The following is a 24,084-nucleotide window of genomic DNA, read 5'->3' as shown; positions in this document are numbered from 1 at the left end:
TAACGCATAAAAAATACCCCTTTCACTGGTTGTCCAGTAAAAGGGGTACATATCAGTAGATGGTGACCTTGGGGTATTCGATAATGATGATGCTTTAGAACCAGCTTTTAGAAGTGATAGAGCGCACATAATTGGTGAACTTAGAAAAGGTAATATGTGGTTTGAAGATTTCAACAAAAACACTCCACATGGTTACTCTTGGAACTCAGTAACAAAACTAGATGGTACTAAAGGGTATGCTATGTATCTATATGGCACAGATGGTAAATTCAATGATGGTCAAAAAGCTCGTTAATGTATAAGTAAATAATATTTAAAAGGTTTATAGATTTATGGTCTATAAACCTTATTTATTTACGTAAATTACTTTAGTGCTTTTTGACTTAACAAGGTTAAGAGAGTTGGTTTATTTTTAACTTACTTCTTGGTAAACTATACAAAGAAAAATAGATACTTTATAGATTAAGGAGAAAGTTATTAATGAGTAAAAATAAAAACAAATTAAGTAAAGTTGTTAACTATTCGTTAGCTTTAAGTTTAGTAGGAACAGGTGTAGGTTTAACTTCTTTAGTAGTTCCAAAGCATACTGTGTTAGCAGCTAAGAACCATGATGGGGTATGTCAGGTAGAAACAAAAACTGGAGAGTTGGTATTTCAAGCTACTGGGGTTGATGTGACTACAACTGTGAGGTTTTACCAATAATTCCATTAATGGTAAAACTACAAGTTTTAGGAATCACTATTCTTTCAGAAAAGTGATATAAGTAATAGAATAAATATAAGAGTTTTATAAGAAAAATAGTGTGTTGAATTTTGAAAGATAAAAGTGGTATTATAATAGAAGAAAAAAGTTAGTAGTATAAATTAAAAAATAATAAGAATGATGTTATTATATATAGAAGAAAAAGAAAAAAGTGTGAGTGACTAATCTATTTTATTTGGTGTAAATTGGTGCAAATTATATCATTTTTTATCAATTTATATCAATATATATAGATAATTTAAAAAATAAAACCTTGTTCTAGCAAGGATAAAGAGGGTTGTACCTCCGTAAAATAGTATTATGTAATTCTCAAAACGTTAATATTGGTCTTATACCAAAGTACGTCAAGGCAACAGAGAATTTTCTCTGTTGTCTTTTTTTGTTCTTTGTCAAATGAGATGTAAATAGTCAAAAATTAAGTTAGTAAAAATAAAGAAACTGAGGCTACCTATAATTTAGTAGTAATCTCAGTTTCTAATTTAACATATTTTATTCATAAATCTCAGAATCTTTTAGTGTGAAAATAACTTCAGTTCCTTCTGGATAATTATCTAAAGATAATAATAGTATTTTTTCTTCTAATTTTTTTGGTTTTATTTCTGCGCTAACTTGAGCTATTTCATTTAACTCATCATATAAATTTTTAAATAATTTCGCATCCTTTACGTTAATTTTTGGATTTATTTGATAAATTGGAGTTTCTCCAAACCATGTATCTTCATTTTTAAAGTCAATTTCCGATTTTTCGTTAATCTTCAGTTTAATTGAAATATCATAATCAAAAGTATATCTATCAAATAATTTTGCTAGACTACTGATATAATCATGAGATCCTTTATTTGAACGATTTATAAATTTAAGTTTTGCGCTATAATCAATCGCATTAAGATCTAAGATTTCTGCTAGTTTAAAAACATCGAATTCATCATACACATCAGAAGTAACAAAGTTAACTTTGACATCATATCCTACGCGTTGAAACTCTTGATATTTTTCTAAAAGTTCCTCTGAAGTTAAATCTTCATGATTTTCCTTAATATTGGTAACCGACTCTTTGCCATCCTCTATAACTTCTTGTTTAGGATATTTAACAGTCAATAAATAATTCATTCAATTATTCCTCCTTAATATTTAACACATTACTATTATACATATCTTTCAGTATATTTACAATAGAATGTATGAAGTTTAACATTAGATTAATACTTTGGATTTAATATATAGATATAATGGTAATTTTAAAAGTTCACTATTATCAAGTGGAGATAAATTAAATAGTACTAATCCTTAGTAATATTTAAATAAGATAGTTTATAAAAAAATAATTGATACATAAATTATAGTTAATATTTAAACTTATTAATATACTTAAAGTTTTCATATATTTTCATGAAAAACCTATTCTTGACAATTTTCTATAATATTTATATAATAAGAGTCATAAAATTTAAAAAAGGAGGTCATTGCATATGAAAATAATTGCAATTTCAACAAGAAGCGTCGATTACCAATCAGATGCTGGTATAGCAAAAAGACGTCTATACATCAATGGTTATTTTTCAGAAGTAGCAGAAAAAGCTGGATTTATATTATTTCCAGTTTGTTCTCAAAACGGAATTGAGGAAATTGTAGCCATGTGTAGTGGCCTTATAATTGCTGGTAGAGATCGGGATATTAATCCCAAGTTTTACGGGGAAGAACCTCTAGAAGGTTTAGAATATCCTGAAGATCCATATGAGGATGAATTAGACTTCAAACTTATTGAGCTTTTTGAAAAAAATAATAAGCCAATACTTGGAATTTGTAGTGGATTACAAAGTTTAAATATTTATCATGGTGGTTCATTAAAACAGCATATTGATGATCATACTAGTAAAGAGAAATTGGTTCGTCATAATATAGATATAGAAGAAAATTCATTTGTCCATAGTTTATATGGAAATAAAGCAGAGGTTAATTCAATTCATCATCAAGCAATAAATAGAGTTGCAGAAGGATTTAAAGTAACAGCAGTTTCTGAAGATGGGACTGTAGAAGCAATTGAAAAAGGAAACTTAATTGGATTACAGTGGCATCCAGAAGTTGATTATGAAATTGATACATTTAAAAAATTCTTAAATCTATGTAAATAGAATTTTGTATTACGTTATTATTAACAAAAAAATAGGAATACAACATCAAAATAGTTGACTATTATTAAAAATAATGGTAAACTATTCTTTGTGTAAAATAATAGCAGTGGATTAATTGTTATTGCCTCTATGTTATACATTGTTTAATGTGGCAACTCGTAGCCTATGCTGCTAGGCGAAGTTCCAGTTTTATAACATATACAACAACGATAATCGTGCTTTTTGTTTTCACAAAAATAAAAACAAAAAGATAAAAGGAGGAGCACATAATGGCTCGTTTTACAGGTTCAACTTGGAAAAAATCTCGTCGTTTAGGAATCTCACTAAGCGGTACTGGTAAGGAGTTAGCTAAACGTCCTTACGCACCAGGACAACACGGTCCTAACTTAAGAAAAAAACTATCTGAGTATGGTTTACAATTACAAGAAAAACAAAAACTTCGTTACCTACACGGAATGAACGAAAAACAATTCCGTAAATTATTCGATAAAGCTGGTAAATTACAAGGTCTTCACGGGGAAAACTTCATGGCATTACTTGCTACACGTTTAGATTCTGTAGTATACAGCTTAGGATTAGCTAGAACTAACCGTCAAGCTAGACAATTAGTTAACCACGGTCACGTTCTTGTAGATGGTAAAAAAGTAGATATCGCTTCTTACGCTGTTAAACCAGGTCAAGTAGTTTCAGTAAGAGAAAAATCTAGAAACCTTGAAATCATTAAAGAAGCTGTTGAAATCACTAACTTTGTACCTGAGTACTTAACTTTTGATGCTGACAAATTAGAAGGATCATTAGTAAGACTTCCAGAAAGAAGTGAATTACACCCAGAAATCAACGAACAACTTATCGTTGAATATTACAGCCGTTAATAAAATTAAGCCCTTTAAACTAACGTTTAAAGGGCTTGTTTTTGTTTCTGCGCAAAATCTGCATAAAATAAAAAAGCAAAAACTTATATGTTTTTAGCTTTAAAATTATTTTAGATTATTAGGTCAAAGAGAATACCTCTTTTCACTATTAGTATTTTATCATTGATAGAAGAAAAATGATATCCGAAATAACTTTAATTATATTTTTTAATATCAAATATTTAGAAAAAATAGACAGTTTAGTTATATCACATAAAAGTATATTGTATTATCAAGAAGGTATATTTTTCATTAAATAATATGAAATATAACAAACTGAAAAGGAAAAATTAATTTTGTATAAATATTTTAGTTTTCAATAAAAGTATATACTTCTAGTAAATAATTTTGTATAAATTAAAAATTTTAAAAATAAAATTAATATCGTTATCCACTTGAAACAGAATTACTTGGAAAGTACAACAGCTGTTTTTCAGATTTCTTTTCTAAAAATAATTAATGCTTATTTTCATAAAAATAGTATTAATCTAAAATTAAGAATAGCTATTCTATAGGTTTTTATTTTTGTATAATTATAATAAAATAGGGAAAATATTTTCACCATTACTTTCACGAGAAAAACGCTTTCATCGATATAAGAAATGTGTTAATATATAAGTACAGAAAAAATTAGGAGGTAAGGGAAATGATTATCGGAGTACCAACAGAAATTAAAAACAACGAAAGTAGAGTGTCTGCAATTCCGGGAGTAGTACATGAATTAGTACTAGATGGGCACACTGTTTATGTAGAAAAAGGAGCTGGATTAGCTTCGGGTATTTCAGATGCGGAGTATGAAAAAGTAGGGGCTGTTTTATTAGATAAAGCAGAAGATGTATGGAATAAATCAGATTTAATCTATAAAGTAAAAGAACCAATTCCATCAGAATATAAATACTTCAGAAAAGGTTTAATTATCTATACTTACTTACACTTAGCAGCAGATCCAGAATTAACTAAAGCAATGGTAGAATCAGGGACTATCGGTATTGCTTTCGAAACTGTAAAAGTAGGTCGTACTTTACCATTATTAAGACCTATGAGTGAAATTGCAGGAAGAATGGCTATTCAAGAGGGTACAAGATTCTTATCAAAAGTACAAGGAGGTAAAGGTAAATTATTACAAGGTGTTCCAGGAGTTCAACCAGGACATGTTGTAGTTATTGGTGCAGGGGTAGCAGGGACTGCAGCAGCTACAGCAGCTTCAGGATTAGGAGCACGCGTAACAATGCTAGATGTTAACTTAGATCGTTTAACTGAATTATCACATATTTTCGGTGGTAAAGTAGAAACAGTTTACTCTAATAAATTAAATATTGCTAATGCAATTAAAACTGCTGACTTAGTAGTAAGTACGGTATTAATTCCTGGGGCTAAAGCACCAAAACTAGTTACTAAAGAAATGATTAAAGATATGCCAGACGGTGGTGTTATTGTAGACGTTGCTATCGACCAAGGTGGAACAACTGAATTTACAGAAGGTCGTCCTACAAGCCATGATAAACCAATATTTGTAGAAGAAGGTGTATTACATTATTCAGTAGCTAATATTCCTGGAGCAGTAGCAGAAACAGCAACATATGCATTATGTAACGCTACAGCTAAATATGTTAAACTGATTGCTAAACTAGGAGTTAAAGAAGCAGTTGCTAAATTCCCAGAATTAGTACCAGGTGTTAACGTAGCTAACGGAAAAGTAACATTCAAAGCAGTTGCAGATGATTTAGGATATGAATATACTCCAGTAGAGCAAGCTTTGTAATATAATATATAAAAATCAAATATAGAATATTTATATTGTAGAGGAAGTGGTATGTATATTTATAATATATTATCCACTTCCTTTTATTAGATAAATTATAATTAATAATATATTATTTTATTAGGATATTTATTTTTTAGTTTTTTCTTTACTTACATAAGTAAAGTATTTAGTAGTAAATAATCTTTAACTGTGATATAATTAATAAATATTATTAATAGGGGAGAATATTTATTTTAAATTAGGAGGAAATTATGAGCGTTTTTAGAAAAAAATCAATTGATTCAATTTTAGCTGAGTCGAAAAATAAAACGTTGAATCCCACGATGAAAACTATGGATTTAGTTTTATTCGGAATTGGGGCGATTATTGGTTCAGGAATTTTAGTATTAACAGGGAAAGCTTCAGCAGAAGCAGGACCTGCAGTTGTGTTCTCATTCCTTATTGCAGGATTAGCATGTTGTTTAGCGGCACTTTGTTATGCAGAGTTAGCTTCGACTATTCCATCAAGTGGTAGTACATATACATATTTATATGTATCAGTTGGTGAAATTGTAGCTTATGTAATAGGATGGGTTTTAATTGGTGGATATGTTCTTACCGCAGCGACTGTAGCTAACGGATGGTCAAGTTACTTTTCACGTCTTTTAGCAGGTTTAGGTGTAGAAATTCCAAAAGAATATTATACACTACCGGCTGTAGGTGGATATGGTAATATTCCAGCTATTATCATTGTATTATTAATTACCTTTATCCTATCAAAAGGAACTTCTAGTAGTAAACTAGTAAATAACTTAATGGTAGCTGCAAAAGTAGGTATTGTAGTATTATTCATTGTTGTTGGAGTATTTTACGTAGAACCAACAAACTGGACAAACAACTTTGCTCCAACTGGATTTTCTGGAGTAATGTTAGCTGCAACAACTGTATTTTTTGCATACTTAGGATTTGATGCAATTTCTACTTCTGCAGAAGAAACAATTAACCCAGAAAAAGCATTACCTAAAGCAATTATTATAACAATGTTAATTTGTACAACATTCTATATTCTAGTATGTTTAGTATTAACAGGAGTTGTAGAGTATAATAGACTTGGAACTGGTGATGCACTAGCGTTCGTGTTAGAAGAGGTTGGACAAAATAAAGTAGCAGGAATTGTATCTCTTGGTGCGGTAATCGGTCTTATGGCTGGTATTTTATCATTCATGTATGCAGGTATTCGTATCACTTATACAATTGCTCGTGACGGATTATTACCAAAAGGATTAACTAAAGTTAATGCAAACAAAGTACCGAGCACTGTAACTTGGGGATTAGGAATTTTAACAGCTGTTCTAGCTGGATTCTTACCTTTAGGAAACTTAGCTGATTTAGCTAACGTAGCTTCAATTATTGCATTTGCATTAGTAAGTTATACAACTATCGTATTTCACAAAAAATTCCCAGATTTAAAACGTGGATTTAGAGTACCGGGTATGCCAGTATTACCAATTATCTCTATCGTTTTATTTGGAGCACTACTATACAGTGTTACATTAACAACGTGGATTATCTTCATCGTTTGGGTAATCGTAGGTATGATAATTTACTTTACATTCTCATACAAAAATAGTAAATTAAAATAATATAAAATAAATGCAACTCAGCAATAGACTTTTAAAAGATCTAATTGTTCAGTTGCTTTTTTGTTGTTACTATGTAATTATATTAATTCTTAAGCCTATGCACTAGACCAAAGATTACGTTTATTGCTTTTAGCTTTATTTTGTGCTTTTTTATATTCTTTTAGGTATCTTGTATCGGGTGGTTTAACATATTTAATTTCTGCTAAACCAGCTAATAGTAATTCTTCCTGAACACTTTTTCCATCAGCGTATACGTAGCATAATGCTCTATGATACTTATCCTCTTTTTTATAAACATCAAATTCAATTTCAACGTTTTTAGCGTTTGATAATAACTTTCTGTTTAATTCACTAGCTTCAGGTCCATATTTTTGAACTTCGACTCCCGGTTTAACTGTTTCAGGAGTATCGATTAATAAATATCTCACTTTTAATTCTTTATTGTTAAATTGAACGAGAATCGTATCACCATCAATTTTTTTTAGGAATTTAACCTTATATTTAGTTTTATCACCTTTAATTAATATTCCATTAACATTTACTTCCTTATAGTCATCTCCATGAGTATTTATAATCGAAATAATAATTATAAAGATACTTAAGAAGATAATAAAGCAGATTATAAAAACTTTCTTATTCATAATTATTCCCCCTTATAATTAATTCTATCACTTTTATCATAACTTATAAAGTAAATATTTAAAATTACAAATAAATAAATAATTTAACACGAAAATCTAATAACAATAATATTAAATATTCCTAATGATTATAAAGTTAAAAATGATTAATATAATAAAATATAACAATATTCATATCGATAAAAAATGTTAGTAAGAGGATAGGCGGAGTAATTTTAACTTATATAGATAATGTTTTAATTTTCTTAAATATTACTTTATTTTAAAAATGGTATTTGTTGTATAAATAGATACTATGTAAATGCACTCTTTTTATGGTGGTGTAAGATTACAATAAAAAATAAAGAAGAAAAAATATAACTAAATTTTAAAAAGCAAATTTTAAAATATTTATAAATAGGGAGTAGGAAGATGCTGAGGATAAATTATTTTTTTGGGCTTCCCATTCTTAGTGGCAGCTTGGAAAATTGTACCAGCACTAGCTGCAGGTAACACAATTGTTTGAGATCAGCAAGTCTTCCATCGTTTAGCTTACTAATATTCGTAGAATTAATTCAAGATGTATTACCGAAAGGTGTATTAAATGAAATTATTTGATGTGGAAGAAAATCAGGAGAATTCCTAAAAAATCATCAAGGATTAAATAAACTAGCATTTACATGATATACAGAAGTAGGTAAAAAATTACAGTAGAGCTGCAGAAAAACTAATTCCAGCTACATTAGAATTAGGAGGTAAATCTGCGAACATAATCTTAGATGATACCAATATTGAAAAAACACTTGACGGTGACAATTAGGTATTTTATTCAATTAAGGTCAAGTATGTTGTGCAGATTCAAGAATATTTGAACAAGAAGAAATTTATGATAACTTTGTAGCAAAAGTTAAAGAAAAATTTGAGAAAATTAAAATCGGTAATCCGCTAGATCCAAATACACAAATGGGTAGCCAAATAGATGAAAAAATAAGCAGAAAAAATTGTTAATTACATCGAAATAGCTAAAAAAGAAGGCGGAGAAGTAATCGTTGGTGGTGAGCGTTACACAGAAAATAGATGTGATAAAGGGAGATTCGTTAAATCAACATTAATCGCTGGAGTAAATAACGGTTGCCGTATTTCTCAAGAAGAAGCATTCGAACCAGTTTCAGTAATCATCAAATTCAAAACAGATGAAGAAGTAATTGCTCAAGCTAACGATAGTGAATATGGACTTGCAGGGGTAATATTATCTACAAACATTACTCGTGCTTTGAATATCGCTCGTAGAGTAGAAACAGGAAGAATGTGGGTTAATACTTATAACCAAATCCCAGAGCACGCACCATTTGGAGGATATAAAAAATCAGGAATTGGATGTGAAACTCACAAAGTAATATTAGAACACTATTCATAAATAAAAAACATCCTAATTGATTTAAGCGATGATGTATCAGGATTTTACAACTAGTATAATTAAATAAAACCATGATTAGGAAGTGACTCAGAATTAAGAGAGTTTTGAGTTGTTTCTTTTGTTTTATTAGCTAAATCATGTGGAATGTATTTTTTTTAAAGTAACAAAGTATTTATAAATTTCTTTATATTGTAAATTTAATTTTGAAAATAATATTAATTGTCTTTTGATATTTATTGTAAATATGATAAAATAAAAGATGAAAATGTTTTTATAAAATATTATTTTAAGTTTTGAGGAGGAATAGGAAATATGAGTGATAAAACATGGTATCTTGGTTTTGATATTGGAACAGCAAGTGTGGGTTGGGCTGCTACTGATACTGAATATAAAATTATTAGAAAAAATAAAAAAAGATTATGGGGAGTTAGATTATTCGAAGAAGCTACTACTGCAGAAGAACGTCGAGGATTTCGTTCTGGGAGAAGAAGATTAGCTAGAAGAAAATGGCGTTTAAACTTATTAGAAGAATTATTTACTCAAGAAATAGCCAAAATTGATGCTAATTTTTTCTTAAGGTTAAAAGAAAGTCAATATCATTATGAGGATAAAACTCATCAAGTACCGTATGCGATTTTTAATGATCAAGATTATACAGATAAAGATTATTATAAACAATATCCAACAATCTATCATTTAAGAACAAAACTTATGACTGAGGAAAATCCTGACATAAGAAAAGTATTTTTAGCAATACATCATATTCTAAAGAACAGAGGACACTTTTTACTACAGGGGCAAAGTTTTAAAGATGGTAATTTAAATAATTTAGTTAATGAATTGCTTAGTCTAGATATTTTACACACAAGTATTGAAATAACGGAAGAAAATATTAATAAAATTACAGAGATTGCATTAGAGAAGAAAACCTTAACTGATAAAGTAAATGATCTTAAGAAATTATATCCAAAAGAAAAACAATTATTGGAAGTGTTTAGACTTATTTTTGGAGGGAAAACATCATTAGATAAACTATTTGCCATTGATGAGTATAAAGAATTAGATGCATCTGTAAAATCAGTTTCATTTAAAGAAAAAATTTATGAAGAAGTTCGACATGATTATGAACAAATTCTATCAAACTATATTGAATTACTAGATTTAGCTAAGTTAGTTTATGATAGTATTATTCTTTCTGATATTAAAAAAGAAGGGAAGACATTGTCAGAATCAAAAGTAGAGCTTTATAATAAACATAGAGATGATTTAACGAAATTAAAAAATCTTGTAAAAAATGATTCAAAATTATCGGAAGATAAAAAAGTTGAACTTTATTCAGCTATATTTAAAGAGGATAAAGATAAAGGAACTAACTATGTAAATTATATTCGTAAAAGTGAAGAAGGAAAAGGATGTAATTATGAGGACTTTAAAAAATTCTTAGTAAAAGAATTAGCTAAGCTAGAAGAAAGCTCAGCTAAAGAAGAAATTTTAAGAGATTTAGAATTAGAACTATTCTTACCACTTCAAAGAACAAAAGATAATTCTGTAGTACCGTATCAAATCCATAAAGAAGAATTGGTAAAAATTTTAGATAATGCGGCTAAATACCATAGCTTCTTAGATGAAAAAGATGATAGTGGATATAGTATAAAAGAAAAAGTAATTCAATTATTAGAATTTAGAATACCGTACTATGTTGGTCCACTAAATTCTAGTAAAAAAGCTAAAGAAGATGGATTTGCTTGGTCTGTAAGAAATAAAGGGTATGAGAATACACCAGTAACTCCTTGGAATTATGAGAAAGTAATTGATGAAAGTGCAAGTGCAGAGAAGTTTATTACCAATTTAACTAATAAATGTACATATCTTAAAGGTGAAGATGTCCTTCCGAAGAGTTCATTATTATATTCTGAGTTTGCCTTATTAAATGAGCTGAATGCATTAAAATATGATGGTAATAGAATAAGTTTAGAAGCTAAAAATGTTATTATTGAAAAACTTTTCAAAGAACAAGGTAAGAAAGTTACAAAAACAAGAATTAAAAACTTATTAAAAGCAGAAGGATATATAGACGGTAAGGGTGAAATTACTGGAATTGATATTACTGTAAAAAATGATCTGAAATCATATAGGGATTTCAAAAAAATCCTAGGAGATAAATTTAATACTGAACATGTAGAAAATATAATTCTTTGGATTACATTATACGGAGAATCTAGAAAATTAATAAAAGCTAAGATAGAAGCTGTATATGGAGATATATATTCAAAAGAAGAAATAGCAAAAATGTCTAGGTTAGTATATAAAGATTGGGGAAGATTCTCTAGAAAACTGTTGACAGAATTAGTAAGTAAAAAGCTTTATAATGAGGAAACGGGAGAATGTTTAAATATAATAGGAGCAATGCGTCAAAATAACATACTATTCATGGAGTTATTGGCAGATAGATTCGATTATGCACAACAGATAACTGATTACAATAAAGATTTACAAAAAGAAGTAACAGAAATAACACCTGAAATTTTAGATGATTTATATGTATCTCCATCTGTTAAACGTTCAATTTGGCAAACTGTTAGAATAGTAGAAGAACTTAAGAAAATAATAGGCTGTGCTCCAGCGAAAATTTTTGTAGAGACAACTAGATCTAATCAAGAGAAGAAAAAACCAACAGATTCTCGTAAGAAACAATTAGAATTATTCTATAAAGCAGTTAAAAAGGATATAAATGAATTAGAAAAAGAGATAGGTTCATTGAATTTTGATAAGCTGAATGAAAGATTGAGTTCAGTAGAACCATCTAAATTAAAAGCTAAAAAATTATATCTATACTATACACAATTAGGAAGATGTATGTATAGTGGTGAAACGATTGATATTACTCAGTTAAATACTACATCCTATGATATAGATCACATTTATCCACAAAGCAAAGTGAAGGATGACAGCTTTACAAATACTGTATTAGTAAAAAGAGAATATAACGCCGCTAAAACAGATAGATATCCATTAGGAAGTGATATTCAAACACCAAGCAATAGAAAATTCTGGCAATTCTTAAAAGAAAAAGGCCTAATTACTGATGAAAAATATAATAGATTAGTAAGAACAGAAGAATTCTCGGATGAAGAATTAACAGGTTTTATTGCTCGTCAATTAGTGGAAACATCTCAGTCAGTTAAAGCAGTAGCTGGAATCTTAGGAGAATTAAATCCAGAAACATCAATATGTTACTCTAAAGCAGAAAATGTATCTAGCTTTAGACAGAATTTCGGAAAAATTAAAGAAGGTAATAGAAAATCAGATAATACTGAACAGTTAATCAAGGTCCGTGAAATCAATGATTATCATCATGCGAAGGTGTTCATCAGCATACAAAAAGCATTGTTAAACTAGGAAGTTAACAACGCTATTTTTATTTTAGGGGCAGTTTAGGGGCAATTAGAATTGAATATTTCTAAAACTTTCAAATTCTAATTCTTGTTGTTTATTTGTTTTATGAATATAAATTTCTCTAGTTACTCTTGAATTTTTGTGACCTAATCTTTTTGAAATTAACTCAACATCTATTCCTTTATCGATGCATAAACTAGCGTGAGTATGTCTCAACATATGTAATGTAAATTTAATAGTTGTATGTTCTCTTAAATATCTACTTACATTTTCTTTTATCCAGTACGAACCAACAGTATTAAAGAATATAATGTTATTCTTATTGTGAAAATCTGATAGAGTAATTGAAAAGTTATTGCTGATTGTTTGTTGCGATTCTATTATCTCTAAACATCTTTTATTTAATGATATTCTTCTATTTGAAGTATCAGTTTTTGTTAAGTCTATTTCTCTATTCCTATTTAAACTTTTATCTATTGTTAGTATATCTCCCTCAATATCATCAAATGTTAAGGCTAGACATTCGCTTATTCGTAAGCCAGTGTTAATAAGGAATTCTACAAGATTTCTATATCTAATATTATGATCTAATTCATCTAAAATTATATCTATTTCATCCTGTTCAAGATATCTATTATCTTTTTTAGCTTCGACTTTCTTTAAGTCCATTTTATCAAGAAAATTTATATCTTTCAAATAATCAAATTTATATAACAAACGAATATATACTCTTACTCTTTTTAGCACCTCATTATAGTATTTGTCTGAAGTAGTGCTTTGTTCTATTACATCTTTTAAATATCTTGCATTGATTAAATTTAATTTAATATCATATCCCTTTTTCTTAATTAAATTTATAATAGATTTATTATTGTGTCTTGTATTTGCTCTAGCATGTTTATAATGTTTTTCGTATATTATATCTAATCCCTCAAAAAATGTAATATTGTTATCTACTACGTATTTTAAATCTTGAGCTTTGGTTCTTAATATCTCTCTTGCGATATCTTCATTTTTCTTGCTTTTTTTATCCATTGTGACAGTTATTTTTCTTAGTTTCCCAGAAATATCCTTAACTCGATCACAATATTTTACTTTTCCATTTTTTTGTTCTTCTATCCACATAGAAATACACATCCTTTCTTGATTTAAAGTAGATGTGTATGATATACTATTACTATATACCTTATGTGTATACCATACACATTGTTTTGAGATATTGCAGTATCTCATTTTATCCTTTACTCTTGCCGGAGTAGGGGATTTTTATTTTGTCTAAACTGGTGGAATTCGACCAGTTTAAATTTATTCTTACCGTGTCGAATTCGATACGGTTAAAAAAGAAAAAAAGGTATCTATGGAAAACCATAAATACCTTAGCAGAGCCGGTTAAAAACCTCTCTGAAAAATGTTACCAGTAGAGCCTATATTTTCATATATCTCTAAGATACCTTTATTATATTATAAATATTATGGTTTGTCAATTTTATAGGTTGTTAAATTTTTTATAAGTTCAGTTTCTAATATTTTTAAAATTCTATCCGATAATGTTATTTTACCTATAGGATCTAAAGGATTAATAGGTTTAAAAATTCTAAATTTACTAATAGTTGTTATTGCTTGTACGTTAGCATATGTATTTTTATTATATTTAAGATAGAACTCTGCTATTTCTTTTGAATAATCTTCATCTTTTTTTATTAATAACTTTGCTTCATTAATTCTTAAATTACCAGTTTTATTGTGTCGTTTCGCTAAATCATCAATTAAAAGTTGAATATCCATATCTTTGGGATAATACACTCCAGGCTTTTTTGTTATTGGATTAGCTTGAAAATCCAAAATAGCTGTTAAAAGTCTATTCCTTTCTTGAATATCTTTTACTGTTTGGTTAAAAAACTTATAAATCATGTTCTTATCAAGATTTATAAAATCTTTCTTTTCTTTAGAGGTAAAAGGTATCACGGTTAGCGTTCCCTTTTTAGGATTATCTTTGTTGTCCATAACTACACAAAAATGAGGATGTGAAAATTCATTCCCTATTCCTGTTCCAAAATCAACAAAGATTATAGAACCTTTTTTATATCGTTTGAAGTGTTTTGTGTGGTTATTATTGTCATTTCTTAATTGTTTGGCTCTAAATATTTCAGAAGATGCTAATTTTTTAAATTTTTTATTTCTTGGATTATTTGCAACACTAATCAAAATATCTCTAGCTCTACTTAGTTTTTTCTTATTATTTACATTTTCATTAGATTCCATTTTTGTATCACTCCTTTCTAAAACTTCCTTCTTAACTCAATAACTCTTCCAATAATAACTACTGGTTTTGTAAGTACTTCTTCGTTTGAAAAGTACATAGGTGAGTATTTTGAATTGTTAGATATTAGCATTATTCCATTATCAAGCTTTTCAAATTTTTTACACGTGGCATCGTCTCCATTTACTAGAGCAATTACTACATCTCCATTGTTAGCTGTTGACTGTTGCCTCACTATAACTGTATCTCCATCGTTTATATCTGGTTTCATGCTATCACCTTTAATTCTAAGTCCAAAGAACTCTCCTTGATTTTCCCACGATTGAGGCACTTCCTCATAGTCTAGAATATCCTCAACAGCTGATATAGGTATTCCAGCCGCCACCGTTCCTAATACAGGTATTTTAAGTCCCTGCGGTTTAGGAGGTTGATATTCCATTCCTAATAGGTAATCTGGAGTAGTATGTAATGCAGAAGCGAAATCACCTATTTTATTCAATGGAAATTCACGTGTACCTTTAAAATATCTTGAAATAGCAGATTTTGCTATACCTACTCTACGCCCTAATTCACTCATTGACATATTTTGTTCTTCAGTTAATTTTTTAACTAATTCAACTACTTCTCTATTAGTATTCATTCTAATCACCTCCTATTAATAATTATATTATACCATTGTTCCCGTTCGAATACAAGAAGTATTATAAAAAAAACATTTTATATTATTTTAAAAAAAAATGTTGACAAATAAGAACAACAATGTTAAGATTATATTGTACTCGAAAGAGAACGATTAAAGAAAGGAGCTATTATGAGATTAAACGTTAAAAGATTAAAAGCTGAAAGAGTTGCTAAAGGATTATCTCAAGAAGAAATGGCTAATAAAATGGGGTGGAGTTCAAGAACGCCTTATGTTAAAAGAGAATTAGGTATAACCGATATTGGTGTAGATGAATTTTTAAAAATGGTTAAAATTCTAGGTTATAACAAAAACAACTTATCTATTTTTTTTACTGAAGATGTTCCCGAAAGAGAACGAAAACATTCTTTAGCCTAACTAAAAACTTAATAAAAGGAGGAGTGAGGATGAAAGTTAAAATTACTATTACTAATTTAGATGAGTATAAAGAACTTATAGAAAAAACAAAAATACAAGTTGAGAAGTTAGAAGAATGTTTATCTCAACTTGCAAATTTTGAATTTGATCTACTAACTGAATAGTTTATTTCTTACATATTCTGAACAAGCGGTTTTAATAAATTCAGACCATGTAGAAAAACTTGAGATAGTTCTTACATAATTATCCAATTCAATTTCACTGATGTTTTCAAAGTTGCTAAAATTTACATCTGTGAATGGACTATCTTTAATGAATAATTCTAAAGAATCTAAAGAAGTATATTTTTTAAGAAAAGTAGAAGTTAACAAATCTTCATAAGGAATACTGCTAGTTTTTTCTAATTCTTTAGCATTGTCAGTCAACTTAGATAACTTTTTAGAGAATTTTTCTAAACTCATATAATTCACCTCCTTTGAGGTAATTATATCATAAATTGAAAGAAAGGAATGATAATAATTAACGAATTTATAGCATTTATTATCTTTGAGATATGTTACTTAGGATTAATGTTTTATATATTTTATATTACAGACAATTTATCGTTTTTTAAATATTTGTTGGGAAATAAGAGCAAAAAAACCAACAAACGCACTAAAAAATGAAAATTGAACTTCATTTAAACCTAATGAACTAAATAGTACTATGAAAGTTATTATAAATAATCTTATTAAATAATAATGTATCATATCATATTGTGGAATTTTATCTTTGTAATATCTGAAAAATAATAGAGGAGCAATAAATAATAATGAACTCAAGAATAAACACATTAAAAATGATGTTAGTGTATTTGAGTTAAAACTTTTAAATATTGTAACAAAGGCAACATTTTTATCAGTTTTCACAAGATATTCTACGTATCTAGTTAAAAATCTTAAAAAACCATAAGGCATTAGAATTACGTAGAACAGAAAAGATAACCAAAATTGAATAGTTTTAAAAATATTATCCATATATAATTCACCTCCTTTGAGGTAATTATAACATAAAAACAAGGAGGTAGACAAAATGACAGAAATACAAATTGATTTAGTAGAGTTGAGGAAATTGGATTTATCGTTCCCTTATTTTTCAAAAGAAGAGATTATGAAATGTTTTGATATAAGAGATACAGCATATGACAAATACAGAAAAATGTTTAAAGAAAAAGTTAAAGATAAACATTATCCATCGGTATGTTATTTAAAAATGGGTACTAAAGAATTCTTTAATGTATATGCTTGGTTACATTTCTTTTCAAATTTTGAATATTATCAGGATAAAAGATTAGAGAAAAAAATAGTTAGATTTAATAAAAAAACTGTTGAAGAATTTAAAGAGATAGGAGTGGCTTAAAAATGAATAACTTAAGAAGAAGAAAATTTAATACTTATTATTGGACATGTGTTGTTGTAGCAGTATGCTTGCTAATAGTTAGCAATATTGAGTGGGAAAGGATTATATCGGGACTTATGGCTTCGATAGCTATTCCGTTTTATGGATTAGATGAAAGAGGAGCTTTTGCATTTCCAGATGGTGAAGAAGATGAATAGATTAAAGAAATTATTTGTTAGACGTGGATTTGAATTAATAGAAGGTATGAATGGAGAATTACCAGTTAAGGCAACCATTCATAGTGCTGGTATTGATTTTATCGCTAGTGCAGATATTGTTATCCCAGCTTTTAGATTTAAGAGTACAGCAACATTAGTTCCAACTGGGATAAAAGCTTTTATGCCTAAGAATGAATGCTTGCTTATATTTGCTAGAAGTAGTTTACCTGTTAATCGTGGATTAATTATGAGTAATGGAGTAGGTGTAGTTGATTTTGATTATTATAATAATCCAAAAAATGAAGGACATATAATGTTAGAATTTAACAATTTAACTAATGAGCATTTAACAATTGAAAAAGGTGAGAGAATCGGTCAAGGGATTTTCTATAAAGTACCTAAGGTAAGTTATGGAGTACGATTGAAAGGAGACAAACGAGGTGGAGGATTTGGAAGTACAAACAGATCAAAATAAAGAAAATTTTAACGAGGTTCAATTAAAAATGTATAGTCACATTTTATATTATGGTGTGAGAATTGAACCTTATGTGGAAGATAAGTTTCCAAAAGAATATGAAACACATGAATTATTTGAAGTACTAGGTGCATATTTTACAAAAGCAGCTAAAGTACTAAAAGAACTGCATTTAAAAGAGGAGTGATCTATTATGTGTGTTCTAAATTATAGAGCATTTGTTGATAATAAAATGTATAAAATGGTGGAGTGGAGGGGTGATTTTATTACTTTGAGTAGGAAATATGAAAGTAAATATGTTCAATCAATCAATGTTAAGCGTGAAGATATATTTATTATGCAGTCTAGTGGACTTAAGGACAGAAAAGGTAATGAAATATTTCATGGTGATATTGTTAAGAATTCTGATAAGGATTTAGGAATAGTAAGATTTAAAGATGGTGCTTTTGAAGTGGACTTTAAAGAATACATACCTGTTTTACTAGGATTAATTAATGATGATTTAGAGATTATAGGAGATATTCATAGAAATAAAAAGTTACTTGATAAAATTATTGATAAAAATAAAAAAGTAGTATGCATGAATAAAGTTGAAAAAAGATTGTCCAGAAAAAGGAAAAGAACGCCTAAAAAAGACGTTCAATGATTTAATTACATTATATCGTAAATTGAGTTAAATTGCAAGAAAGGAGTGAAAAAAATGAATATATGGCTTATGGACGAACAGCCTGTAGTAGTAGATAGAGGACTAGCAAGAATTATAGGTTTTTCGGAAGCTGTTATTATTACTCAACTTCATCAATGGATTGAATATAACAAGAAGCATAAGAAAAACTATGAAGATGGTTATTACTGGACATACGGTTCAATGGAAAAATGGCATGAAGAATATTTTGATATATTAGGTTCAATTAAAACACTTAGAAGAGTTTTTAAAAGACTAGAAAAAAAAGGGTATTTAATAGTAAGTAATTACAATAAATTAAAATTTGATAAAACATCTTGGTATAGAGTAAATTATGAAAAATTTAATTCACTCAAAAAGAAATATCGAGATGGACAAAATGACCACACAGATGAAGACGAAATGACCATTTCTCAAGTGGACAATTTGACCACACCTATACCAAATAATAAAAATATAATAAAAAATAATAATATATCATATCATCAATCAAATAATAATATTATATATAGCGAGCAAATGATTGGAAATGATGAGCGATTGATTGAAGAGGATAAAAGAGATATTAGTCCTCGTAAGAAATACAATACACAATATTTCAGAGACAGCTTTGGGTATACCCGAGTCAGTAAGAATAAACAAGTAGAGCTTGATAAGTGGATTAAATATGCAGTTGATATTTGTTTAATGCTACCTGATACAAAGCTACACATCGGAAAGCAAACTATAACCGCAGGGGTTGTTGCTGAAAGATTAGCTGAATTGAGGTATGAGCATATTGACTATATTTTCACTAGATTAAGCCAGGTTAGTTATCCTGCTAATCATAAAAATTATATGTTGGCAGTACTATATAATGCTAAAGAGCAATATGAAAGCAGTAAATCAACCTTTACTGGTGGAAATAATGCTCAAGGTAGATATGTAGCTCCAATGCCAGATTATTTACAAGATAGGGTAAATAATAGGGGGAGAGAAACAAAAGAAAGAATTGTTACTGAAGAGGACGAGGCAGCATATAATGCCTTAATGCAGGAATTACACGGAAAAGAACGCAGTGATGTTTAATGATAATTTCTATTTAGGAGGTTATCAATGGAGTTTGTTGAACCGTTAAGAACTCAAGAAGAACTAGATGCAATGAATTATTATTTTAAGAGTAGGAGTGAACGTGATTATTTACTTTTCTACATGGGAATTAATGTAGCGTTTAGGATAAGTGATCTATTAGGACTGAAAGTTGGAGATGTCAGAGGTAGAGATAAAGTCAGAAGACGTGAGATGAAGACTGGAAAGTTAAGAGAGATGATTATTTTACCTAAATTAAAGCGAGTGTTAGAGGAATACTGCTTTAATAAAGATGATGAAGAGTATTTATTCAAGTCAACACGTTATAAGAACTCAAATAGACCAATTACAAGAACTCAAGCTTATAGAATACTTAAAACTGGTGCAAAAGAGTGTGGGATAAAGAATATAGGTACTCACAGTTTCAGGAAAACATTTGGATATCATTTCTACAAAGAGAGTAAGGATGTAGTAACGCTTATGAAATTATTCAATCATCATGATCCTAGTATTACATTAAGATATATAGGAATTGAGAGAGATGAAATGAGTAAAGCAGTAAAGAAATGGGGTGGACTGTAACCTCATTTATATTTAAAACTATACTATGTAACCATTAAGGAAAAGATTACATTGTTTAAAACAGAGTATATTCTAAATGCTGGTAATAGGGCGGTTAGGATATATATATCAGATGTAACAGTTTATAAGATATGTTACATACTTATTTAATAAATCAATCATTCAATCAATCATTCAATAATAAAAATTAAAGGAGAATAATAAATGACTAATAACGTAGTTTTAGTAGGAAGATTAACAAAAAATGTAGAATTAAGACAAACAAGTACGGGTAAGGAAATGACTTATTTTACTTTAGCAGTAAATAGGAATTTCAAGAATGAACAAGGAGTACAAACTGCAGATTTTATAGTTTGTGTTGCTTTTGGGAAGACTGCAGAGAATATGGCACGATTTTTAAGTAAAGGCAGCTTAATAGCTGTAGAAGGTAGAATCTCTACAAGGAATTTCCAAGGTAATGATGGTAAGACTGTTTATGTTACAGAGGTAATTGCAAGTAGCATAACTTTCTTAGAGAGCAAAAAACAACAAGGAAATACTAATCAACACGGACAAGCACAAAATACTGGTTATAACCAACAAGCTAATAATAATAATAATTTTGGAGGATTTGAAGATAATATTGATTTTAATATGGGGTGGAATCCATTTCAGGAAGAATAGTTAGAGGTGTGAAAATTTGATTAGTGAGAAGTTTAAAGAATATATTTTTATAGATGAGGAGCACGATATATTCAAGGGAAGAATGGTTAGATATAGATTTCCTAATGGTTATGGTGCTTCAGTGATAGAAGGTGAAAAGAGTTATGGGTTAGAACTTGCAGTATTAGAATTTTCTGAATCAGAATATGGAGATACAGCATCAGAATTTACAGATGATGTAATAGGTTTTATAGATGATGAAGAACTAGATGAAATATTAGAAAGGATATCAAGGTTAGGAGAAGATGGGAAAGAAAAGAGTTAGGAATACTTTTGGATATAGCAAACCTGGTCAAAAGAAATTAACTCGTAATCAGGTCGCTGAATTAGCAATAAGTGAGATTGAAGAAGGATATACTAGACGATTACAGAGAGAAGTTAATCTTAAGGTTGCAGACTTCATAGGAGACTTTTGTCTAGCGTTAGCGTGGAGCTTACGAGCAAATCATAATTATGGTGCAAAACGAATTGAAAGAACTATTAGAGAAATGTTTGAAGTAGTTAGTGATGCAAAAATGAAAGAAGCTGGTTACTTTTTATTTGATCTAGGAGAAACTAGAGAACAACTATTAGTTGAAACAGGATTAGATATTGAGCCAGTAATAGTAGATGAAGTAAATAAACATCTAGAGAGGGCAAAAGAGTTTGCAATAAAAAGTGGAGTATTCAAGGAGAAAGTAGAGGTATAGAAAATGAATAAAAGACAAGCAAAAAAATTAGAATTAAAGAATGAAATAAGTGATATTAAGAAAGATTATAAATTACAAGATAAAAAACTAGATGCATTGAATAAGATGAATAGTAATTTTTTTAATGAAGTTAACAATATCATGAAACAATTTGAGAAGCAGGAGAAATTATTAAAAGCTAATAAAGAGAGTTTAGCTAATGTTATACAAGCACAGACTTATTTAGATATGGAGAATAGTAAAAGAATGACAGATTTAAATGATGTAATTAGAAAACAAAATAATCGCATTTGTATATTACAGTATAGCATATTTGGAATGATAATTTTAATATCAATAGTGTTTATTCTAGAGTTGATTAAGTGGTTGGTATAGGAAATTTGAAAGAGTAGAGGAAATGAAAAAATGTTAAAAGATTTCGAATCAAGAGATATATTATTGATTTTTATAGGAATATTAATAGGTATGATGATAATTGAACTTTGCTATCCTAAGCTTGAAAGAGAAAACAAAGAATTAAAAACAGAAAAATATAAATTAGAACAAAAGTTATTGAAACTCTATGATGAACAAGCTGAACAAACTAAAAAAATAGCTGAATTGAACGGAATAGGAGGATAGAAGATGTTGAAAAAAATTTGGGATAACATAGAGATTATACTAATCACACTGTCAATGTTGTTAGCAATGTTTACAGCGGGATTGATATTAGGTGTTTACGTTTCAAGTAACACGATTGAGGAGCTATCTAATGACAATATTGTTAAAGAAAGGACTATTCAAGAGCAAAAAGAAAAAATTAGACAGTTGCAGTTACTTAAGCAATATAAGGAGATTTATGGGTAATGGATATTGTAGATATTTACTTAGAGTGTAATGACTTTAAGGAAGCAGTGAGAAGAAGTGGACTACCTGCTTACGTTGCACATATTAAATTGTTAGGTAGTGGAGTGTTAAAAATTAGAGATAGGATTGAATATGGTAGTCGTGCAGGTATGTTAGGTGCAAAAGCTGAAGAATTATTCCAAAAGTATGTTCCTACAGCGATTGATGCAAATAGATTATACAGAATGAATAATCCTGGATTTGATTTTGAATACAAAGGGCTAACGATAGACGTAAAATATTCATCACTTAGAAATAAAAGTAAAGCTCCTAAAAGACAATGGGGGATAAAGTGTAAAGGTGATAGAGATTTTATCGTTGCATTCTTGGAAAGAGAGCAAAACTCTGAATTAGATGAGCCTATTATATTAATCATACCTTATGGAATGTTAAGCTTTTCGGCAGAAAATTCATTAGATTTCTTTGAGAGTAGCGAGATATTTCTAACTTATCAAGTATTACCTGAACAGTTAAGAGAGATATTAGAAGAATATGCAAGTTTAAAAGAACAGGGGTTGATATAGTTTGATTGAACACAATAATAGAGATATAGCTAAGAAACACGCTGAATATATCACAGGTAAAGAATTAAGGCAATATGTGGCGGAAAAAGTAAAGAAATATGTTGGTGAAAATCCTACAGTATTTGATGGTGCAATTGGTAGTGGACAGTTAGAACAATATATCAAACCCAGGTTTCTAACTGGAGTTGAAGTGCAGAAAGCATCTTGTGACACATTCGAGAAAAACAATGAATTATTTCCGAATAGAAATATTTATAACATGAGTTTCTTTAATTTTGATGAGGATGTTATTTCAGATTGTATAGTTATGAATCCACCGTTTTCTATGAAGTTTAAAGACTTATCAGAAGAAGAACAAACAAATATTCAAAATGAATTCCCTTGGAAGAAAAGTGGTGTAGTAGATGATATTTTCATCTTAAAATCTTTAAATTATACTGATAAGTTCGCTTTTCATATTTGTTTTCCTGGAGTTGCTTATAGAAAGACTGAACAGAAAATGAGGGATTTAATAGGAGACAGGTTGGTAGAATTGAATCTAATCGAAGGAGCATTTGAAGATACACCTATTCCAGTATTATTCCTAGTGATTGCAAAAGATGGAGAATATACAGAGGTTTACAAAGAAATATATAATTGTGCTAAAAAAGAGATTTTATATTCGGAAATTTGCACTAATAAAGATGATAAATGGAGTACACCGACTATTCCTCAAGAAAAAGAAATAATAGATATCGACGCTATAAATTCAAGTTTAGATGAATTAGTAGTAAGTAGATTAGAAAATCATTTAAAGATAACTTTAGGATTGATTAGAGAGTTTAAAGCCGATATAGATTATTTAGGTTTTATTGATAGAGTTGAGAGTCTATGTCAGGAATATAGGTTAGCTTATAATTTTGGTATAAATACATTTAGAAACAATTAAGAGGTAATT

Annotated in this window: 34 protein-coding genes and 1 pseudogene; 28 read left to right on the top strand and 7 right to left on the bottom strand. The window is 28.7% G+C overall.

The annotated features are described in order from the left end of the window. Positions 1–154: 154 nt before the first annotated feature. Together RYK99_RS04810 and RYK99_RS04805 are read left to right on the top strand one after the other, a co-directional pair. Positions 155–295 (top strand): hypothetical protein, encoded by a 141-nt coding sequence (locus RYK99_RS04810; RefSeq protein ID WP_314990625.1) that lies wholly within the window; start codon positions 155–157, stop codon positions 293–295. A 185-nt stretch (positions 296–480) separates the two neighbouring features. Beyond that, complete coding sequence (locus RYK99_RS04805) at positions 481–702, top strand: hypothetical protein (RefSeq protein ID WP_314990622.1); 222 nt, start codon at positions 481–483, stop codon at positions 700–702. A 549-nt stretch (positions 703–1,251) separates the two neighbouring features. On the opposite strand, the gene RYK99_RS04800 is transcribed toward RYK99_RS04805, so the two are convergent. Then, positions 1,252–1,872 (bottom strand): hypothetical protein, encoded by a 621-nt coding sequence (locus tag RYK99_RS04800; RefSeq protein ID WP_314990620.1) that lies wholly within the window; start codon positions 1,870–1,872, stop codon positions 1,252–1,254. 359 nt (positions 1,873–2,231) lie between these two features. On the opposite strand from RYK99_RS04800, the gene RYK99_RS04795 reads away from it, so the two are divergent. From RYK99_RS04795 to RYK99_RS04780, 4 genes are all read left to right on the top strand, one after another. Then, on the top strand, positions 2,232–2,894 hold the full coding sequence (locus tag RYK99_RS04795) for a gamma-glutamyl-gamma-aminobutyrate hydrolase family protein (RefSeq protein WP_314990618.1): 663 nt from the start codon (positions 2,232–2,234) through the stop codon (positions 2,892–2,894). Positions 2,895–3,163: 269 nt separating this feature from the next. Continuing rightward, positions 3,164–3,766, top strand: a complete 603-nt coding sequence (gene rpsD, locus RYK99_RS04790) for a 30S ribosomal protein S4 (RefSeq protein WP_003145898.1) — start codon at positions 3,164–3,166, stop codon at positions 3,764–3,766. 685 nt (positions 3,767–4,451) lie between these two features. Then, a complete protein-coding gene (ald, locus tag RYK99_RS04785; RefSeq protein WP_314990616.1) occupies positions 4,452–5,567 on the top strand; it encodes an alanine dehydrogenase in 1,116 nt (371 codons plus the stop codon). Between the two features lie 251 nt (positions 5,568–5,818). Continuing rightward, positions 5,819–7,192, top strand: a complete 1,374-nt coding sequence (locus RYK99_RS04780) for an amino acid permease (protein ID WP_314990630.1) — start codon at positions 5,819–5,821, stop codon at positions 7,190–7,192. A gap of 95 nt (positions 7,193–7,287) precedes the next feature. On the opposite strand, the gene RYK99_RS04775 is transcribed toward RYK99_RS04780, so the two are convergent. Further along, on the bottom strand, positions 7,288–7,833 hold the full coding sequence (locus RYK99_RS04775; RefSeq protein WP_314990614.1) for a thermonuclease family protein: 546 nt from the start codon (positions 7,831–7,833) through the stop codon (positions 7,288–7,290). 451 nt (positions 7,834–8,284) lie between these two features. On the opposite strand from RYK99_RS04775, the gene RYK99_RS08855 reads away from it, so the two are divergent. The 5 genes and pseudogenes from RYK99_RS08855 (at position 8,285) to cas9 (ending at position 12,628) form a co-directional block, all read left to right on the top strand. Further along, a complete protein-coding gene (locus RYK99_RS08855) occupies positions 8,285–8,338 on the top strand; it encodes a hypothetical protein (protein WP_399544079.1) in 54 nt (17 codons plus the stop codon). Between the two features lie 192 nt (positions 8,339–8,530). Continuing rightward, a pseudogene (locus RYK99_RS04770) lies at positions 8,531–8,632 on the top strand (aldehyde dehydrogenase family protein); the annotation flags it as partial. A 44-nt stretch (positions 8,633–8,676) separates the two neighbouring features. After that, entirely contained in the window at positions 8,677–8,820 is a 144-nt protein-coding gene (locus RYK99_RS04765) for an aldehyde dehydrogenase family protein (RefSeq protein ID WP_314990629.1), read from the top strand. Then, complete coding sequence (locus RYK99_RS04760) at positions 8,813–9,229, top strand: aldehyde dehydrogenase family protein (protein WP_314990627.1); 417 nt, start codon at positions 8,813–8,815, stop codon at positions 9,227–9,229. The genes RYK99_RS04765 and RYK99_RS04760 overlap by 8 nt, the downstream gene beginning before the upstream one ends. 312 nt (positions 9,230–9,541) lie before the next feature. Continuing rightward, positions 9,542–12,628, top strand: coding sequence for a type II CRISPR RNA-guided endonuclease Cas9 (gene cas9, locus RYK99_RS04755; RefSeq protein WP_314990612.1), 3,087 nt, complete (start codon positions 9,542–9,544; stop codon positions 12,626–12,628). Between the two features lie 45 nt (positions 12,629–12,673). On the opposite strand, the gene RYK99_RS04750 is transcribed toward cas9, so the two are convergent. From RYK99_RS04750 to RYK99_RS04740, 3 genes are all read right to left on the bottom strand, one after another. Next, positions 12,674–13,750: a site-specific integrase gene (locus RYK99_RS04750; protein WP_314990610.1), complete on the bottom strand. Its 1,077-nt coding sequence runs from the start codon at positions 13,748–13,750 to the stop codon at positions 12,674–12,676. A gap of 345 nt (positions 13,751–14,095) precedes the next feature. Then, a complete protein-coding gene (locus RYK99_RS04745) occupies positions 14,096–14,887 on the bottom strand; it encodes a type II toxin-antitoxin system PemK/MazF family toxin (RefSeq protein ID WP_314990607.1) in 792 nt (263 codons plus the stop codon). A gap of 17 nt (positions 14,888–14,904) precedes the next feature. Next, positions 14,905–15,525: an XRE family transcriptional regulator gene (locus RYK99_RS04740; RefSeq protein WP_314990605.1), complete on the bottom strand. Its 621-nt coding sequence runs from the start codon at positions 15,523–15,525 to the stop codon at positions 14,905–14,907. 171 nt (positions 15,526–15,696) lie between these two features. Between RYK99_RS04740 and RYK99_RS04735 the strand changes: the two genes are divergently transcribed. Then, positions 15,697–15,942, top strand: coding sequence for a helix-turn-helix transcriptional regulator (locus RYK99_RS04735; protein WP_314990603.1), 246 nt, complete (start codon positions 15,697–15,699; stop codon positions 15,940–15,942). Between the two features lie 29 nt (positions 15,943–15,971). Beyond that, positions 15,972–16,106 (top strand): hypothetical protein, encoded by a 135-nt coding sequence (locus RYK99_RS04730; protein ID WP_314990601.1) that lies wholly within the window; start codon positions 15,972–15,974, stop codon positions 16,104–16,106. On the opposite strand, the gene RYK99_RS04725 is transcribed toward RYK99_RS04730, so the two are convergent. Both RYK99_RS04725 and RYK99_RS04720 read right to left on the bottom strand, forming a co-directional pair. Further along, on the bottom strand, positions 16,095–16,403 hold the full coding sequence (locus RYK99_RS04725) for a hypothetical protein (RefSeq protein WP_314990599.1): 309 nt from the start codon (positions 16,401–16,403) through the stop codon (positions 16,095–16,097). The two genes, RYK99_RS04730 and RYK99_RS04725, sit on opposite strands and share 12 nt — an antisense overlap. Before the next feature lie 138 nt (positions 16,404–16,541). Further along, entirely contained in the window at positions 16,542–16,958 is a 417-nt protein-coding gene (locus tag RYK99_RS04720) for a hypothetical protein (protein ID WP_314990596.1), read from the bottom strand. A gap of 55 nt (positions 16,959–17,013) precedes the next feature. On the opposite strand from RYK99_RS04720, the gene RYK99_RS04715 reads away from it, so the two are divergent. From RYK99_RS04715 to RYK99_RS04645, 15 genes are all read left to right on the top strand, one after another. Next, positions 17,014–17,340, top strand: coding sequence for a hypothetical protein (locus tag RYK99_RS04715; RefSeq protein ID WP_314990594.1), 327 nt, complete (start codon positions 17,014–17,016; stop codon positions 17,338–17,340). A 2-nt stretch (positions 17,341–17,342) separates the two neighbouring features. After that, complete coding sequence (locus RYK99_RS04710) at positions 17,343–17,537, top strand: hypothetical protein (RefSeq protein ID WP_314990592.1); 195 nt, start codon at positions 17,343–17,345, stop codon at positions 17,535–17,537. After that, a complete protein-coding gene (locus tag RYK99_RS04705) occupies positions 17,530–18,012 on the top strand; it encodes a hypothetical protein (protein WP_314990590.1) in 483 nt (160 codons plus the stop codon). Before RYK99_RS04710 ends, RYK99_RS04705 begins: the two co-directional genes overlap by 8 nt. Continuing rightward, a complete protein-coding gene (locus RYK99_RS04700) occupies positions 17,987–18,199 on the top strand; it encodes a hypothetical protein (RefSeq protein ID WP_314990588.1) in 213 nt (70 codons plus the stop codon). The genes RYK99_RS04705 and RYK99_RS04700 overlap by 26 nt, the downstream gene beginning before the upstream one ends. A 6-nt stretch (positions 18,200–18,205) precedes the next feature. Then, positions 18,206–18,658, top strand: coding sequence for a YopX family protein (locus RYK99_RS04695; protein WP_314990586.1), 453 nt, complete (start codon positions 18,206–18,208; stop codon positions 18,656–18,658). 54 nt (positions 18,659–18,712) lie between these two features. Further along, entirely contained in the window at positions 18,713–19,765 is a 1,053-nt protein-coding gene (locus RYK99_RS04690) for a hypothetical protein (protein WP_314990584.1), read from the top strand. Positions 19,766–19,792: 27 nt separating this feature from the next. Then, positions 19,793–20,347, top strand: a complete 555-nt coding sequence (locus RYK99_RS04685) for a site-specific integrase (RefSeq protein ID WP_060913923.1) — start codon at positions 19,793–19,795, stop codon at positions 20,345–20,347. 204 nt (positions 20,348–20,551) lie between these two features. Beyond that, positions 20,552–21,010, top strand: coding sequence for a single-stranded DNA-binding protein (locus RYK99_RS04680; RefSeq protein WP_314990582.1), 459 nt, complete (start codon positions 20,552–20,554; stop codon positions 21,008–21,010). Positions 21,011–21,026: 16 nt separating this feature from the next. After that, complete coding sequence (locus RYK99_RS04675) at positions 21,027–21,314, top strand: hypothetical protein (protein WP_314990581.1); 288 nt, start codon at positions 21,027–21,029, stop codon at positions 21,312–21,314. Beyond that, a complete protein-coding gene (locus tag RYK99_RS04670) occupies positions 21,295–21,738 on the top strand; it encodes a hypothetical protein (protein WP_314990579.1) in 444 nt (147 codons plus the stop codon). Before RYK99_RS04675 ends, RYK99_RS04670 begins: the two co-directional genes overlap by 20 nt. A gap of 3 nt (positions 21,739–21,741) precedes the next feature. Further along, positions 21,742–22,113, top strand: a complete 372-nt coding sequence (locus RYK99_RS04665) for a hypothetical protein (protein WP_314990577.1) — start codon at positions 21,742–21,744, stop codon at positions 22,111–22,113. A gap of 30 nt (positions 22,114–22,143) precedes the next feature. Continuing rightward, positions 22,144–22,359 (top strand): hypothetical protein, encoded by a 216-nt coding sequence (locus RYK99_RS04660; protein ID WP_314990575.1) that lies wholly within the window; start codon positions 22,144–22,146, stop codon positions 22,357–22,359. Between the two features lie 3 nt (positions 22,360–22,362). Beyond that, on the top strand, positions 22,363–22,584 hold the full coding sequence (locus tag RYK99_RS04655; RefSeq protein ID WP_314990574.1) for a hypothetical protein: 222 nt from the start codon (positions 22,363–22,365) through the stop codon (positions 22,582–22,584). After that, positions 22,584–23,147: a hypothetical protein gene (locus RYK99_RS04650; protein WP_314990572.1), complete on the top strand. Its 564-nt coding sequence runs from the start codon at positions 22,584–22,586 to the stop codon at positions 23,145–23,147. Before RYK99_RS04655 ends, RYK99_RS04650 begins: the two co-directional genes overlap by 1 nt. A 1-nt stretch (position 23,148) precedes the next feature. Beyond that, positions 23,149–24,075, top strand: coding sequence for an N-6 DNA methylase (locus tag RYK99_RS04645; RefSeq protein ID WP_314990570.1), 927 nt, complete (start codon positions 23,149–23,151; stop codon positions 24,073–24,075). Positions 24,076–24,084 lie beyond the last annotated feature (9 nt).

The organism is uncultured Gemella sp. (genome assembly GCF_963537375.1).
In the GTDB taxonomy this organism is placed as follows: Bacteria; Bacillota; Bacilli; order Staphylococcales; family Gemellaceae; genus Gemella.
The sequence above is the reverse complement of the archived record's forward strand: the minus strand, read 5'-3'. Positions and strand labels throughout refer to the sequence as shown.